Source organism: Amycolatopsis sp. NPDC054798 (assembly GCF_053611505.1).
The window spans coordinates 1-16,307 of record NZ_JBSHAM010000084.1 but is presented as its reverse complement, the minus strand read 5'-3'; the positions used below and the strand labels follow the sequence as shown (position 1 = coordinate 16,307).

The 16,307-nt window shown below is 70.3% G+C and carries 11 protein-coding genes; 7 read left to right on the top strand and 4 right to left on the bottom strand.

Translation table 11 applies throughout. The features are described from left to right. Window positions 1–411 carry an ATP-binding protein gene (locus ACWGIC_RS35360; protein WP_452080279.1) on the top strand — a complete coding sequence of 137 codons (411 nt, stop codon included), beginning with the start codon at window positions 1–3 and terminating at the stop codon, window positions 409–411. Between the two features lie 4 nt (window positions 412–415). On the opposite strand, the gene ACWGIC_RS35355 is transcribed toward ACWGIC_RS35360, so the two are convergent. The 3 genes from ACWGIC_RS35355 to ACWGIC_RS35345 form a co-directional block, all read right to left on the bottom strand. After that, window positions 416–2,029, bottom strand: a complete 1,614-nt coding sequence (locus ACWGIC_RS35355; RefSeq protein ID WP_452080295.1) for an AMP-binding protein — start codon at window positions 2,027–2,029, stop codon at window positions 416–418. A 241-nt stretch (window positions 2,030–2,270) separates the two neighbouring features. After that, window positions 2,271–4,400, bottom strand: coding sequence for a transglycosylase domain-containing protein (locus ACWGIC_RS35350; protein WP_452080278.1), 2,130 nt, complete (start codon window positions 4,398–4,400; stop codon window positions 2,271–2,273). An 83-nt stretch (window positions 4,401–4,483) separates the two neighbouring features. Further along, window positions 4,484–5,089 (bottom strand): LysE/ArgO family amino acid transporter, encoded by a 606-nt coding sequence (locus ACWGIC_RS35345; RefSeq protein WP_452080277.1) that lies wholly within the window; start codon window positions 5,087–5,089, stop codon window positions 4,484–4,486. Between the two features lie 70 nt (window positions 5,090–5,159). Between ACWGIC_RS35345 and ACWGIC_RS35340 the strand changes: the two genes are divergently transcribed. Beyond that, a complete protein-coding gene (locus ACWGIC_RS35340; RefSeq protein WP_452080276.1) occupies window positions 5,160–6,044 on the top strand; it encodes a LysR family transcriptional regulator ArgP in 885 nt (294 codons plus the stop codon). 74 nt (window positions 6,045–6,118) lie between these two features. Continuing rightward, window positions 6,119–10,279 carry a tetratricopeptide repeat protein gene (locus ACWGIC_RS35335; RefSeq protein ID WP_452080275.1) on the top strand — a complete coding sequence of 1,387 codons (4,161 nt, stop codon included), beginning with the start codon at window positions 6,119–6,121 and terminating at the stop codon, window positions 10,277–10,279. A 9-nt stretch (window positions 10,280–10,288) separates the two neighbouring features. On the opposite strand, the gene ACWGIC_RS35330 is transcribed toward ACWGIC_RS35335, so the two are convergent. Next, window positions 10,289–12,361 carry an AMP-binding protein gene (locus tag ACWGIC_RS35330; RefSeq protein WP_452080274.1) on the bottom strand — a complete coding sequence of 691 codons (2,073 nt, stop codon included), beginning with the start codon at window positions 12,359–12,361 and terminating at the stop codon, window positions 10,289–10,291. Between the two features lie 207 nt (window positions 12,362–12,568). On the opposite strand from ACWGIC_RS35330, the gene ACWGIC_RS35325 reads away from it, so the two are divergent. The 4 genes from ACWGIC_RS35325 to glgC all read left to right on the top strand — a co-directional run bounded on the left by ACWGIC_RS35325 (window position 12,569) and on the right by glgC (window position 16,247). After that, complete coding sequence (locus ACWGIC_RS35325; protein ID WP_452080273.1) at window positions 12,569–13,054, top strand: universal stress protein; 486 nt, start codon at window positions 12,569–12,571, stop codon at window positions 13,052–13,054. Then, window positions 13,051–13,809, top strand: a complete 759-nt coding sequence (locus ACWGIC_RS35320; protein WP_452080272.1) for a putative protein N(5)-glutamine methyltransferase — start codon at window positions 13,051–13,053, stop codon at window positions 13,807–13,809. Before ACWGIC_RS35325 ends, ACWGIC_RS35320 begins: the two co-directional genes overlap by 4 nt. Window positions 13,810–13,875: 66 nt before the next feature. Beyond that, window positions 13,876–15,033: a glycogen synthase gene (gene glgA, locus ACWGIC_RS35315; protein ID WP_452080271.1), complete on the top strand. Its 1,158-nt coding sequence runs from the start codon at window positions 13,876–13,878 to the stop codon at window positions 15,031–15,033. Continuing rightward, window positions 15,030–16,247 carry a glucose-1-phosphate adenylyltransferase gene (gene glgC, locus ACWGIC_RS35310; RefSeq protein ID WP_370938468.1) on the top strand — a complete coding sequence of 406 codons (1,218 nt, stop codon included), beginning with the start codon at window positions 15,030–15,032 and terminating at the stop codon, window positions 16,245–16,247. Before glgA ends, glgC begins: the two co-directional genes overlap by 4 nt. Window positions 16,248–16,307 lie beyond the last annotated feature (60 nt).

Here is a 16,307-nt window from a genome sequence, read left to right as displayed (position 1 = left end):
GTGGACGTTCAGGAGGACACCCGCGCGCTGAGCTGTCACGGCATCGTCGCGGAGCCGGGGGCGTTGCGCGCGCTGCGGCACCGGTTGCTGGCTTGGGCGCTGGAGTCGGGCATCCCGGACGACCGCGCGCACGACATCGTGCTGGCCGGGTACGAGGCGCTGGCGAACGTCGCGGATCACGCGTATCCGGGGGAGCCCGGGCTGGTGGATCTCGATGCGGTGTGCCGTCCGGACAGCGTCGAGGTCGTGATCGCCGACCACGGGGAGTGGCGTCCGCCGGACGAGGTCGAGGACGATCCGGTTTCGGTGCGCGGGCGCGGGTTGCTGCTGGTGCAGGCGACGGCGGACCGGGCGGACGTGCGGACCGGCGCGAACGGCACCGTGGTGACGCTGGGCTGGAAGCTCGGCTGAGGGGTCAGCTCACCGGTTCGGCGGCGCGGCGGCGCAGCAGGTACCGCTGCACTTTCCCGCTCGGGTTCCGCGGCAGGTCCGGGATGAACTCGACGCGCCGCGGGTATTTGTACGGCGCGGCAAGGGATTTCGCGAAGTCCTGCAGTTCTTTCGCCTTCGCGTCGTCGCCGGGAACGCCCTCGTTGAGGACCACGTAGGCGGCGACGATCGAGCCGCGCGCGTCGTCCGGGGCGGCGACGACCGCGCATTCCAGGACGTCCGGGTGGCGCAGCAGCACCTCCTCCACCTCGGGGCCGGCGATGTTGTAGCCGGACGAAACGATCATGTCGTCGCTGCGGGCGCGGTAGTGGAAGTAGCCGTCGGAGTCGCGGACGTAGGTGTCGCCGGTGAGGTTCCAGCCGTCCTCGACGAAAACCGCCTGCCGGTCGTCGGCAAGGTAGCGGCAGCCGGTCGGGCCTTGCACGGCGAGGCGGCCCGGGGTGCCGTCGGGAACGGGACGGCCTTCGTCGTCGACGATTTGCGCGCGGTAGCCCGGCACGACGCGGCCGGTCGCGCCCGGGCGGGCGTCCTCGTCGGCGGCGGAGATGAAGACGTGCAGCATTTCGGTGCTGCCGATGCCGTCGATGAGCCAGTGGCCGGTCGCCTCGTGGAAATCGGTCGCGACGGATGCGGGCAGCGCCTCGCCCGCCGAGACCGCGCGCCGCACACCGGAAAGCAGCCGGCGGCGGTCGGAGGCCAGGATCGCCCGGTACGCGGTGGGCGCGGTGAACAGGACCGTCACGCGATGCTCGGCGACGAGGTCGGCCAGTTCGATCGGGGTGGCGCGTTCGATGAGCAGCGTCGCGGCGCCGGCGTGCAGCGGGAACACCAGCAGCCCGCCGAGGCCGAAGGTGAACGCGAGCGGGGGAGTGCCGCAGAACAGGTCGGTTTCCCGGGGTTTGACCAGGTGGCGGGAGAACGTGTCGGCGATGGCGAGCAGATCGCGGTGGAAATGCATCGTTGCCTTGGGACGGCCGGTGGTGCCGGAGGTGAAGGCGAGGAGCGCGACGTCGTCCGCGGCGGTGTCGACGTCCTCGAACGTTTCGGGGCGGGTGGCGCAGCGGGCGGCCAGGTCGTCGGCGGTGGTGCCGCCGTAGGGGATGAGGGGAAGGTCGAAGGACTGCAGTTCTTCCGGGTACCGGTGATCGCAGAGGGCGATGACGGGCGTGCTCGCTTCGATGATTTTCGACAGCTCGTGCGCGCGCAGCATCGGCATGGTGGCGACGGCGACCGCGCCCGCTTTCAGCACGCCGAGCCAGCACGCGGCGAGCCACGGGGTGTTCGGGCCGCGCAGCAGCACGCGGTTTCCCGGCACGACGCCCTGTGCGGTGAGTTCGTGGGCGATCTGGCTGGCGCGGGTCAGCAGGTCGGCGTAGGTCCAGGATTCGGTGGGGGAGAGCAGCGCGGGACGGTCGGCTCCCCAGCGCGCGATCGTGTCGTCGAGCAGGCGCGTGGCCGCGTTGAGCCGGTCCGGGTACTGCAGCTCGGGCAGGTCGAACCACAACCGCGGCCACTGCTCGAACGGCGGGAGGTGGTCCCGGCAGAACGTGTCGACATGCGCACTCGGCTGGAGCTGCACCACGTGCCCCCAATTCGGACGACGGCCATTCACGCGTCCAGCTACTGTAATACTTTTTGCGACCGTCAGGAAGGCGCAACATCGGACCGCGCTCGCGGGGGCACGGAGCGCAGCCGACGGTGCGGAGAGTGCCGGTCGAGCGCGGAGCGGCTCGCCGCGCAGGAGCCGGACGTGTTCGGCAGCGAGCGGCGCGATGAGCTTGCGCCGCAAGCGATGCAGGGCCTCGGTCAGTCAGGCCGGGTCAGGCGTGGGCGTCCAGGTAGGCCGGGTCCGGCGGAGGGATCGGGACGTCCGGCTGCCCGGCCAGCAGCTGGTTCATCGCGGTGAAGTACGGCGGCGCGGCGACTGTCCCGCCGAACGCGCCGTGGCCGCAGTCGCCCAGGTGGACCGGGGTGCCGGGGCAGATTTCCTGCGGACGCGGGCCGTCGGCGAAGACCATGGACGACACCGCGTAGTGGTCGACTCCGCCGACGAAGGCGACGGATTCGCTCTGCTGCGTGGTTCCGGTCTTGCCGATGTCGGGATGGGTCCAGCCCGCTGCCTGGGCCGCGCGGGCGGACGTGCCGACGGTGGTGTCCTGGCTCAGCCCCGCCTCCAGGGTGTTCGCGACGCCCGGCGGGATCACCTGTTCGCACGGTTGCTCGCGGAGCGCGACCGGCTGGCCGTGCCGGTCGGTGACGGACAGGATCGGATCGGGCGGGCACCACATTCCGCCGCTCATCAGCGTGGCCGAGACGTTCGCCATCTCCAAGGGGCTGACCGGGCTGTTGCCCAGCGTGAAGGACAACAGGTTCTGGAAGTACTGCGACTGCGGTTCGTTGTACTGCGGGTTTTTCGACCGCGCGTCGGACGGGTCGGTGATCGGCTTGCTGCCCGCGTCGTTGGTCGCCATGGTGGTGCGCAGACCCAGTTTCCGTGCCATGTCGAGTACGGCGGGCATGCCCACCTGCGATTCCAGGCCGACGAACGCGACGTTCGGCGACGTCGCCAAACCCGCGGCCAGCGAGATGGGGTTCGGGTAGCTCGTGCCGTCGTTGCTCACCGGGTAGCAGTGCGTGTACTTGTTCATATTGGGCGGGTTGAAACAGTCGCTGTACGGGTTCGGCAGCGGAGTGTTCAGGCCCGCCTTCCCGGTGACCATCGCCGCGGCCGAGGTGAAGATCTTGAACGACGAGCCCGCGCCGAACTTGTTGCTCGCGTCGGCGACGATGTTCGTGGACGTCTCGCCCCGGTCGGGATCGGTGCCGTAGTTGCGGTTCGCGACCATCGCGAGCACCTGGTGCCCGTCGCTGCCGGGCTGCACGACCGCGAAGGTGTTGGCGACACCGTCCTGAGCGGTCGGCACGTTCGCGTTCACCGCGTCCTTGGTCACCTGGCTCACGTGCGGGTCCATTGTGGTCTTCACGGTGTACCCGCCGGTGTCGATCTGGTCGGCGGTGAGCCCGGACTGCACGAGGTAGCGCACGGCGTACGCGCAGAAGAACCCCGCGTCCGGGGCCGCGCCGAGGCAGGTGCTCGACGGAGCCTGCGGCCGTGGACCGCTGAGGCCCAGCGGGGTCGCCTTCGCGGTCTCCCCGTAGGACGCCGGGATCGAGTGCGCGGACACCATCGAATCGATCACCAGATTGCGCCGTTGGAGCGCCTTGTCCGGATGCGTGTACGGGTTGTAGATGTTGGGGTTGTTCACCATCCCGGCGAGCAGCGCGGCCTGCGGAACGGTCAGTTTGTCCGCTGTCGTCCCGAAATACGCCTGTGCGGCGGCCCCGACGCCGTACACCGTGCCGGTGTATTCGACCACATTCAGGTAATCGGCCAGAATGTCGTCCTTGGAGACGGTCTGGCTCAGCTGCACGGCCATCTTCGCCTCGCGCAGCTTGCGCGCCAGCGAATCCTCCTGGTCTCGTTGCTGCGCCGCTTTGTTGTTGCGGTCCACGACGTTCACCAGGTAGTTCTTCACGTATTGCTGGGTGAGCGTGGACGCGCCCTGCAGATTCCCGCCCGAACTGTTGTGCACCGCCGCGCGCAGCATGCCCTGCGGATCGACGCCGCCTTCGCTGTAGAACCGGCGGTCCTCGATGTCGACGATCGCGGCCTTCATCGCCGGGGAGATCTGCGCCGCGGTGACCGGAATGCGGTACTGCGAGTACAAAGTCGCGATCGTCCTGCCGTCGCGGTCGGTGACCGTGGTGACGAGCGGCGGTTCCGCGTGCACCAGATCCGCGGAGATCGCGTCGACGGAATCGCTCACCCGGTTCGACAGCACGCCGGCGCCGATCGCGACCGGGGCCAGCGTGCCCGCGACGAGAATTCCGGCCAGCACGCACAATCCGAGAAACGGGGCTATCCCCTTGCGACGAGACACGCTTCCCACATTATGCCTGTCCTGGTGAGAAAAGAGTGTGCAGACGAGGGTGTTTCCCCGGCGCGGCCTTTGTTTGCCGGAATCCTGCTGATTCATCCCTGTTGGAAGAACAGTGCGACGCCGAGCGTGATCATCGTCGCCGCGATCACGCCGTCCAGCAGCCGCCAGGCCGCGGGGCGCGCGAAGACGCCGGACAGCCTTCGCGCGCCGAGCCCGAGCGTGCTGAACCAGACCGCGCTCGCGACCACCGCGCCGATGCCGAACAGCCACCGGCTGTCGCCGTGTCCGGCCGCGACGGAACCGACGAGGAGAACGGTGTCGAGGTAGACGTGCGGGTTGAGCCAGGTGAGGGCGAGACAAGTGAGCAGGATGCGTTTCGGCGAGGCCAGCTCTGCGGGGGAGACGGTCAGTGTGCCCGGCCGGAAGGCCCGGCGCGCGGCGAGGATCCCGTACCCCACAAGGAAGAGCCCGCCGACGATCGCGATCGCCTCGATCGCCCACGGCCATCGCCGCAGCACCGCCCCGATCCCGCTCACCCCGGCGGCGATGAGGACAGCGTCGGACAGCGTGCAGACGAGGATCACCGGCACGACGAGCCCGCCGCGCAGCCCTTGCCGGAGCACGAAAGCGTTCTGTGCGCCGATGGCGACGATGAGGGACAGGCCGGTGCCGAATCCGGCGGCGAGCGCAGTGATCACCCGGCCGACGTTAGAAGCGCCGACTGGCATTAATCCAGGTAAAGATTCTGAACTAAGATAAGCGATCGTGATGTCCGATCTTCCGCTCGACCAGGTCCGCACCTTGCTCGCGGTGGTGGACGAGCAGTCGTTCGACCGCGCCGCGGCGGTGCTGCACGTGACGCCGCCCGCGGTGAGCCAGCGGGTGAAAGCGCTGGAACAGCGGATCGGCCGGGTGCTCGTGCTGCGGTCGAAACCCGTGCGGCTCACCGAATCCGGCGAGGTGCTGGTGCGTTTCGCACGGCAGCTGACCCGGCTCGAAGCGGACACGCGCGCGGAACTGGGCCTCGGCGGTCCGGGCCGTCCGGCGACGCTGCCGATCGCGGTCAACGCGGACTCGCTGGCCACCTGGTTCCTGCCCGCGCTCGAAGAGGTCCCGGCCGAGCCGCCGGTCTCGTTCGACCTGCGCAGCGACGACCAGGATCACACGGCCGCCCTTCTGCGCGAGGGTTTGGTGATGGCCGCGGTCACGGCCACGCCGCAGCCGGTGCAGGGCTGCACGGTGAGCCGTCTCGGCACGATGCGGTACCGCGCGGTCGCGTCGGAGGGATTCGCGCGGCGCTGGCTGGACGGCGGTTCGCTGGCGGAGCGGCTGCCCGCCGCGCCCGCCGTGCTGTTCGATCGGAAAGACGATCTGCAGGACCGGTTCCTGCGCCGGCTGACCCGGCGCAAGCTGCCGAGCCGGGTCCGGCACTACGTCCCGGCGTCGGTGTCCTTTGTGGACGCGGTGGCGGCCGGGCTGGGCTGGGGAATGGTGCCGGAGCTGCAGCTGTCCGGGCGGGGCCTGGTCGATCTCGCACCGGAGCGGGCCGTGGACGTGGCGTTGTACTGGCAGCAGTGGAAGCTCGACTCGCCCTCGTTGGCCGCGGTGGCGGAGGCGGTGGGAAGGGCGGCCGGGCGCGCACTGGGGCCGTGACCGGCGGATCGGCAGACAGAACCCGTCCCGGCCGGGCATGCTGTGCGCGGGCTTTTCGAGGGGAAGGAACTCCAGTGACGGAACCGGCCACCGCCGAGGCGATCGACTGGCTGAGCGAGGACTGGAAGCTCGACGAGGCCGAGGAGCTGGGCCGCCGGGCGGTGCGGGACTTCCCGGACGATCCGGCGCGGTGGATCGCGCTGGGGAAGGTTCAGCTGATCCAGTACCGCCGGGAAGAGGCGCTGGAGTCCTTCGAACGCGCGGCGAACTGCCCGGACGCCCCGGCGCTGGCGGTGGCCTGGCAGGTGGCGGCGTTGAGCCAGCTCCGCCGGTTCGCGGAGGCGGACGAAGCCGCCGAAGCGGGCCTGGCCCGGTTCCCGGACGACGCGGACATCCTGCACGCCCGGGCGCGCGTGTGCTGCGACCAGGAGGACTGGGCCGGTGCGCTGCCGCTGTTCGAGCAGGCGCTGGCGGCCGATCCCGGGCGCTTGGACGTGGCGCGCTGGCGGGTGATGGCGCTGGGTTCGCTGCGCCGGTTCGAGGAAGCGGAGGAAGCCGGACGGCAGGCGATCGAACAGCACCCGGGCGAGCCGGATCCGCTGACGACGATGAGCTGGCTGGAGGACGAGCGCGACCGCGACGAGGAGGCGCTGGCCTGGTGCGAACGCGCGCTGGAGGCCGACCCTCGCAACGAGTGGGCCCTGCGGTCGCGCGTGAACATCCTCTGCTACCTGGACCGGGCGGAAGAGGCGGAGAAGGCGGCCAAGTCGGCGATGGAGATGCGTCCCCGCGAACCGCGGCTCCTGGCCGCGATGGGCTGGGCGGCCGAGTACCTGGACCGCGACGAGGAAGCGCTCGCCTGGTTCGAACGGGCGCTGGAAATCGCTCCCCGGATCGGCCCGGCCCACCGGTGGCGGGTGCGGAAACTGCGGCTGCTGGAGCGATTCGGCGAAGCCGAGGCAGCCTTGCGGACCGCGCTCGAACTGCGGCCGGACGATCCTGACCTGCTGATGGAGGGCGGCGCGCTGGCCGAGGACCAGTCCCGTTTCGAGGAGGCGCTGGACTGGGTCGGCCGCGTACTGGAGCTCAACCCGCGCGACAAGCTCGCGCTGCTGTCGAGGGTGAGCCTGCTGCGGAAGCTGCGGCGGTTCGCCCAGGCGGCGGCCGCCGCGCAGGAGGCAGTCGACCGGCACCCGGACGACGTGGGCTGCCTGCTGCAAGCGGGCGAGGCGGCCGAGGATCGTCACCGCTTCGAGGAGGCGCTGAGCTGGGCCGAGCGGGCGAGTGCGGTCGACCCGCGGAACCGCGACGCCCTGGAAGCCCGGGTCTTCGTGCTTCGGCGGCTGCGGCGGTTCGACGCGGCCGAGGAGGTCGCGCGGGAGGCTGCCGACCTGTATCCGGAGGACCCCGGCCGCTGGGTGGTCTTGGGCTGGGTCGCCGGGGATCTGCTCCGGCACGAGGAGGCTGTCGGCCGGTACGACCGGGCGCTGGAACAGGATCCGGCGCATTTGACCGCGCTGCAGTCGAAGATCGAGGCGCTGCGGGCGCTGCGCCGTTTCCCCGAGGCCGAAGCGGTCGCGAAGGCCGCGATCGACCGCCGTCCCGACGAACCGGGCCTGCTGATGCAACGGGGCTGGATCCACGGCGACCAGCACGAGTACGAGCAGGCGCTGGAGTGGTTCCAGCGGGCCGCGGACCTCGAGCCGGGGTACTCCTGGGCCTGGCGGTCGAGGCTGGCGACCCTGCTTTCGCTGCGGCGGTACGACGAGGCCGAGGCGGTGTTCGAGGAGGCGGCCCGGCAGTGCCCGGACGAACCGGGCGTGCTGATGCAACGAGTGTGGCTGGCGACCGGCCGGTTCCGGTTCGAGGAGTCGCTGCGGTGGTGCGGACGGGTGCTGGACCTCGATGCGGGGCACGCGGCCGCGCTGGCTGAACGGGTGGCTTCGCTGCGCCAGCTGCGCCGGTTCGACGAAGCCGAAGCGGCGGCGGGGGAAGCGATCGGGCGACGGCCGGACGATCCGGGCATCCTCGTGCAGCGGGGCTGGGTTGATTACGACCAGGGCCGTTTCGAAGAGTCGCTCGGGTGGTTCCGCCGGGCGCTGGATCTCGACCCGGGGTATGCCTGGGCGTCGCTGGCCGAATCGGCGGCGTACCACGGGCTGCGCCGGTTCGAGGAGGCGAAGGCCAGCGCGCAGTCGGTCCTCGACCGGGAGCCGGACAGCGTGGCCGCCTTCATGCGGATGGCGGCGCTCTGCCGCGGCCGCGAGAACGCCCCGGAGGCGATCCGGTGGTACGAGCGGGCGCTGGAGGTCGAACCCCGGTATGCCGACGCGATGGCCTTGCGCGCGGCGGCGCTGCGCCGGCTGCGGCGTTTCGACGAAGCCCGCGCGGCGATCAAGCAAGCGGTCTCCCTCCTCCCGGACGAACCCGAGCTGCTGGTCGAACGAGCCCTGCTGCTGGGCGACGAGGGCCATTTCGAGCAGGCTCTCGACAGCCTTCGGCAAGCCCTCGAAGCGGACCCGCTCCACGTGTCGGCGCTGGAATGGCGGGTGACCGCGCTGCGGCGTCTCGGCCGGTTCGAGGAGGCCGAAGAAGCGGCGAAGGAAGCGATCGAGCTGCGTCCGGACGAACCGGATCTGCTGGTGGAACTGGGCCTGCTCTACGACGAGCAGCTGCGGTACGAGGAAAGCATCGCCTGGTTCGACCGGGCGCTGGAGAAGGATCCGTTCCTCACCGAGGCGATCACCGGGCGGTCGGCCGCGCTGCGTTCCCTGCGCCGGTTCGACGAGGCCGAGCGCGGCGTCGCCGAGGCGCTGGAACGGATGCCGTGGAGCCGCTCGGTGCGCGAGGAACTCGTCTGGATCTACCACGACAGCCGTCGCCTGGACGAGGCAGACCAGCAGCTGGCCCTGCTGCGGGCCGAGGCCCGGAATTCCAGCGAGGAAGCCGAAACGACGGCTCAGTCGGGATGGATCCGGTTCGCCGCGGGGGACTATCCGGCTGCTGAGGAACGATTCCGCACCGCGTGCGAGAAGGAGCCGGACGAGGCCGACCACCAGTTCGGTCTCGCCTGGTGCCTGGTGCGGCAGGCGACACCGCAGCGTCGCGACGAAGCGGAGAAGCTGTGTTTTTCCGTGCTGGAGAAGGACAAGCAATATCACGCGGCGCACACCTGCCTCGGGGTCCTGAACTACCAACGGCGGCAGTACGCCCAAGCGGAGCAGCACTTCCGCCGCGCGGTCGAACTCGACCGCCATCACGCCAGCTACGTCGACCTCGGCGCGCTCTACTCCCAGCTCGGCCGGTTCGACGAGGCGGAAACCCACCTCAACGCGGCGCTGGAACGCGATTGGTACGACGCGCAGGCGCACGTCGAACTCGGCTACCTCCATCTGCAGCGCGGAATCGACGACCCCGAGGGCAAACCGAGCGTCAGTGCCGCACGGCATTTCCGGCAGGCGCGGCAGATCGACCCCGCCAACGGGAGCGCGAGTCTCGGGCTCGCGGTCGCGCTCATGCGGTCCGAGGGGAATTTCGTGGAGGGCGAGGACGTCTTGCAGCAAGCGTTGCGCCGCAACGACTGTGACCTGCCGAGGTGGCAATTGCTGGTGGCAGTGGCCAAATTGCTCATCGAACGCGGCGACGCCACCCAGGGCAGGCAGTTCCACGCCGACGCGCTCGCGCACGCGCAGGAGGCGATTTCCCTTGCCTCGAAAGAAGCCGAGCCGTACTTCGTCGCCGCGGTCGCGCGGTACAAGCTGGCCGAGTCCGCCGGGGATTTCCCGGCGAAACCGGTGCAGCGGCGCAAGGCGATCCGCGATCTGCGCCGGTGCGTGAAGCTCGATCCGGGGAACGTCGAGGCGCAGCGCAGCCTGCAGATCATGGAGGAAAGCCTGCGGATCACCCGGAGCAGCACGGTGGGCAGCGTCGTGGTGGTGGTCGTCGGGATCGCCGCGCTGATCGCGTTGTGGGTCGCGTTCTTCTTGTCCGGCAAGATCACCGGCGTCATGCTGACCACGCTCACGCCGGTCCTCGTCGGGCTCATGGTCGTGGGGCTGGTCTTGCCGTTCTTGATCCGGCTGAAGCTCCCCGGCGGGGTCGAGGCCGATCTCAGCGCGAGCATCCGGCAGATCTCGTCCGGCCCCACCGGGGAAGAGACGTTCGGGCCCGGCCGGTTCAGCGTGACCGCCGCGGCGTCGAGCCCGGGACCGCAGGGGCAGCTGGCCCGGCTCTGACGCCGGGGCTCAGCCTTGCGCGATCGGCCAGAGATCGTCGTTGAGGAGGCGTTTCACGATCTTCCCGGTGGCGTTGCGCGGAAGTTCCGGCACGAAGTAGACGTCGCGCGGCACCGCGAACCGGGCGAGTTTCTGGTGGATGTGGTGCCGGATGTCCTCCGCGTGCATGCGCGCGCCGCGGCGGAGCACGACGTACGCGGCGAGGCGCTGGCCGTATTCGTCGTCCGGAACCCCGACCACGGCCGCGTCGGAAACGCCCGGCAGCGCGGCCAGCGCTTCCTCGACCGGACGCGGGAACACGTTCTCGCCGCCGGAGACGATCATCTCGTCGGCCCGGCCGGTCACGAACAGCCGTCCGGACGCGTCCTGGTAGCCGACGTCGCCGGTGGCCATCAGGTCGTGGGCGCGCGGGACGCTGGAACCGTTGGTGTAGCCGTCGAACAGCATGTCGTTGCCGACGAAGATCTGGCCCTCGTCGCCGGGCGGGACCGGGCGGCGGTCCTCGTCCAGGATCGCGACCCGGGTGCCGGGCGGGCAGCGGCCCGCGCACGTCGGCGCGGCGCGCAGGTCCGCCGGGTCGGCGATGCTCGCCCAGGAAACCTCGGTGGAGCCGTAGAAGTTGTAGAGGACGTCGCCGAAGGTGTCCATGAACGACGTCACGAACGCGCCCGGCATCGCCGATCCGCTGCTCGCCACGATCCGCAGCGACGACAGGTCGTAGCGGTTGCGCACGCGTTCGGGCAGGTCGAGGATCCGCTGCAGCATGATCGGCACCGCGAACAGCGCGTCGCAGCGGTGCTCGGCGATCGTGCGCAGCGTGTGCTCCGCGTCGAACCGGCGGATCAGCGACAGTTCCGCCCGCAGCGCCATGCCGAGCTGCATCGCGGCCAGCCCCCAGCTGTGGAACAGCGGGGCGGCCACGGCGATCTTGTCCCTGGCCCGCAACGGGATTCGCGACAAAACGGTCGCCGACGTGCTCACGCCCTTCGGCGTCGGACGCTGCGCGCCTTTCGGCGTTCCGGTGGTGCCGGAGGTCAGCACGACGATCCGGCCCTCGCGTTCGCTCGGTTTCGGCCGGGTCGCCGGGGCGTCCTGGAGCAGCTCGTCCAGCGTGCGGTAGCCCTGTTCGGCGTCGTCCCACGTGCTCACGCGCGGGAATTCGCCCGGCACCGACGCGATGACCGGCGCGAACTCGTCGTCGGCGAGGACCGCGGCGGGCGGGTGCTGCGTAAGCACTTCCTCGACCGCCGCGGGGGAGAGGCCGGTGTTGAGCAGGACGACGTCGGCGCCGAGCTTGCTGCATCCGACGAACGCCTCGACCATCGCCGCGTGGTTGCGGCACATCAGCGCGACCCGGGAACCGGCCTGGACGTCGAGCGCGGCCAAGGCGTTGGCCAGCTGGTTGCTGCGCTCGTCGATTTCGCCGAACGTGCGGGTGTTGCGCTCGTCGTGCACCGCGACGTCGTCGGCGCCGCGAGCGGTCGCGGCGAGGTACCCGCCGGCCAGCGTCGCGCCCCAGCGCGCGAGCGAACTGAGCTGCTTGACCACTTTGTCCGGCCGTCCCGCGGCCAGCACGCCCGCGCGGACCAGTGTGTTCGCCGTGCGCAGCGCCGTGGCCGGCTCGTGCTCCGGCGGGTCGCCGGGCAGACCGGACAGCTGCTGCCCGATCCGCTTCGCCAGCTGTTTGAGCAGGCCTTTCACCGTGCCGCGGGCGAGCAGGCCGGCGTGTTCCGGCGGCAGCGACGGGAGCATCATCCGCAGCACGATCTCGGTGCCGCCGCGCGGGACCGGGCGCAGTTCGATCGACACCCAGGTCCGCTCGTCCGGGAGCCCGCACCAGACGACGTGCTCGCCCGGCCGGTACACCGCCGCGTGCACCGTGCCCTCGGCCAGGGTTTCCCGGTCCGGCGCGAGCCGGACCAGGCAGTGCGGCCCCCGGCCCCGTTCGGCCGGGACGGTGACCTCGCACCAGCTGATCGCCGGGACGAACCTCGGGTACAGCTCGGGAGTGCCGACGATCTGCCACACCTGTTCGGGCGGGTGCCCGACCACCGCACTCGCCTCGACCACATCGTCTCGCATCGCGATCCGCCTCGCCGCCGCACGCGTGTGGGCTCCCCGGTCCTTCCCGGACGCGTGTTCAGGTTGCGGGGACGCTACCAGGCAGGAGAGGCCCGGGGTACTCCGAAAGACCGGAAATCCAACCAGGTGGGAATTTTCTTGCGAGGTTTTCCCGCCGGCGACGGCCGCGTCCCGGCGGGTTCCGGCACGCCGGACATAATGGGCCAGGTGGAGCAATTGGTCGAGGAATACGGACCCAGCTGGGACCCGGGCCCGTACGAACGGGGCACCGACGGACCGCGCGTGATCCTGGTCGGCGCGGACACGTCGCCGACCGGGCTGCGGGCGACGGCGTACGGCGGCGGTCTCGCCCGGAGGCAGCGCGCGCGGCTGGTCGTGGTGTACGTGGCCGCGCCGACGGTGTGGACCGGCCTCGCCGCGGCCGCGGTCGTCGACGTGCAGCAGCAGACCTTCGAGGAGGAGATCGAGCAGCTGCGCGCGGAACTGCGCGACCGGGCGGCCGACCTGCAGGTGCCGGTCACCTTCGTGGTCCGCCGCGGCGAGACCTTCCCCGAACTGCGCCAAGCGGCGCTCGAGGTGAACGCGGACATGGTCGTGGTCGGTGCTTCCGAACAGGGCGGGCACCGGCTCGTCGGCTCGGTCGGCAACCGGCTGGTGCGCGCCGCGACCTGGCCGGTCGTCGTCGTTCCGTGAGCGCGGACTTCGCGGACGTCGTCGCCCGGTTGCGGGCCGCCGGATGCGTTTTCGCCGAGGAGGAGGCCCGGCTCCTGCTCGGCCAACCGGGCGAGGTGGCCGGGATGGTCGAGCGGAGGGTCGCCGGGGAACCGCTGGAGTACATCCTCGGCTGGGCGGAGTTCGCCGGTCGCCGGTTCGTTGTCGCGCCAGGCGTCTTCGTGCCTCGGCACCGCACTGAGTTGCTGGTGCGGCTGGCTGCCGGGTTCGCGCACGAGCAGTCAGTGGTGCTCGATCTTTGTTGCGGTTCCGGTGCGTTGGGCGCAACGGTCGCGGCCGAGGTGCCCGGGATCGAACTGCACGCGGCAGACGTCGAACCCGCCGCGGTCGACTGCGCTCGGCGGAACGTGCCTGGTGAGGTCTACCAAGGCGATCTCTACGCCCCGCTTCCGCAGCGGCTGCGCGGCCAGGTGGACGTCCTGATCTCGAACGTTCCCTACGTCCCCACAGGCGAAGTCGCGCTCATGCCGCCCGAGGCGCGCGACCACGAACCCCGGGTCGCGCTCGACGGGGGAGCCGACGGTCTCGACGTCCTCCGTCGCGTCGTCGCCGAAGCTCCGGCGTGGCTCGCGCCCGGCGGGCACGTGCTTTTCGAAGCCAGCGAACGCCAAGCGGCCGCCGCGACCGCCGAGGTGCGCCGGGCGGGGCTCGCCGCGTCTGTCGCAGAGGATGACGAACTCGGCGCGACTGTCGTGGTGGGCTTGCGCGAACACTGAGCGGCGAACCGGATTCGCCCGCCTTCCATACTGCGTGCGTCCCGTGGGGCCGTCTAGGGTCGACATATGAAGGTCGGCCTGCTCACCCGGGAGTACCCGCCGGACGTCTACGGGGGAGCGGGGGTGCATGTCGAGTTCCTTGCCCGGGAACTGCGGTCGCTGGTCGACCTTGACGTGCACTGCTGGGGCCCCGACCGTCCGGACGGAGCGCACGGGCACCGCGACGCGCACGGATACGCCCAGCCCGCGTTCGCCACGATGGACATCGCCGTCTCGATGGCCGACGCGCTCGCCGGCCACGACCTCGCGCACAGTCATACCTGGTACGCGAACCTTGGCGGCCATCTGGCGAAGCTCGCGCACGGCATTCCGCACGTCATCACCGCGCATTCGCTCGAACCGCTGCGGCCGTGGAAAGCCGAACAGCTCGGCGGCGGCTACCGCGTGTCGTCGTGGATCGAACGCGACGCCTACGAGGCAGCGGACGCGATCATCGCGGTCAGCTCCGGCATGCGGCGCGACGTGCTCGCCGCGTACCCGAACGTCGACCCGGCGCGGGTGCACGTGGTGCGCAACGGCATCGATACCGAGCTGTACCAACCTGATCCGGGCACCGATGTACTCGAGAAACACGGCATCGACCCGAACCGGCCGTACGCGTTGTTCGTCGGACGGATCACGCGGCAGAAAGGCGTGCCGCATCTCGTGCGCGCCGGGGCTGCTTTGGATGAAGACGTGCAGCTGATCCTGTGCGCGGGCGGCGCTGACACGCCGGAACTGGACGCGGAATTCCGCGGCCTGGTCGCGGAACTGCAGGCAAAACGGTCCGGAGTGCACTGGATCCCGGAAATGCTGCCGCGCACCGAGGTTGTCCAGTTGCTGACACACGCGCTGGTGTTCGTGTGCCCGTCGGTCTACGAACCGCTCGGCATCGTGAACCTGGAAGCGATGGCGTGCGGCACCGCGGTGGTGGCCAGCGACGTAGGCGGCATCCCGGAGGTGGTCGCGGACGGCGAAACCGGCGTGCTGGTGCATTACGACGAGACCGAGCCCGGCGCTTTCGAAGCCGGGCTCGCGCGCGGGATCAACGACCTGGCCGCCGATCCCGCCCGCGCCACCCGGCTGGGCCTCGCCGGGCGGGACCGCGCGGTGGGAGAGTTCGGCTGGGCAGCGATCGCCGCCGCGACGGTCGGGGTTTACGAGGCGTGCGGGAGGGTTTCGTGATCGACGGATCCGATGTGCTGGGGATCGTCCTCGCCGGCGGCGAGGGCAAACGGCTGATGCCGCTGACCACCGACCGCGCGAAACCGGCGGTCCCGTTCGGCGGCGTGCACCGGCTGATCGACTTCGTGCTGTCCAACCTGGTGCACGGCGGGATCCGCCGGATCTGCGTGCTGACGCAATACAAATCGCATTCGCTGGACCGCCACATTTCGACGACGTGGCGGCTGTCGTCGCTGACCGGCGAGTACGTCACGCCGGTGCCCGCGCAGCAGCGCCTCGGCCCGCGCTGGTTCCAGGGCAGCGCGGACGCCATCCACCAGAGCCTCAATCTCGTGCACGACGAATCGCCCGCGTACATCGCGGTGTTCGGCGCGGACAACATTTACCGGATGGACCCGCGCCAGATGATCGACGCGCACATCGCGTCCGGCGCGGGCGTGACGGTCGCCGGAATCCGCGTGCCACGCGCGGAGGCTCGGTCGTTCGGCGTGATCAGCACCGAGGACGGGACCAAGATCGACGCGTTCCTGGAGAAACCCGAGGACCCGCCCGGCCTGCCGGATTCGCCGGACGAATCGTATGTGTCGATGGGCAATTACGTGTTCACGACACAGGTGATGCTCGACGCGCTGCACGCGGACGCCAAGAACCCGGCGTCCAAACACGACATGGGCCGCGACATCATCCCGGCACTGGTGGAAAAATCCGAGGCGGCGGTCTACGACTTCAACGGCAACGTCGTCCCCGGCGAAACCGGCCGCGACCACGGCTACTGGCGCGACGTCGGAACGATCGACAGCTATTACGACGCGCACACCGACCTTATTTCGACGCAGCCGATTTTCAACCTGTACAACCGGAAATGGCCGATCCTGGCCCACCCCGGCCAGCGCGCCGCCGCGAAATTCGTGGAAGGCGGCACGGCGACCCAGTCGATCGTCAGCAACGGCTGCATCATTTCCGGCGCACAGGTAGTGGATTCAGTGCTGTCACCGGACGTTTTCATCGAGAACGGCGCAGTCGTCCAAGGCTCAGTCCTCCTGGACGGCGCCCGAGTAGGCCGCGGCGCCGTAGTGCGGCGGGCGATCCTGGACAAGAACGTCGTCGTCCCGCCCGGCGCGCACATCGGGGTTGACCTGGCAAGAGACCGCGGCCACTACCACGTGAGCGATTTCGGAATTGTCGTGCTGGGCAAGGGCGAAACCGCTATCTAACTCCCCGCTGCGGCCCCTCAGCGGTCCGTGAAGGGCTCCTTGAGGGACTTAGATTCCCAG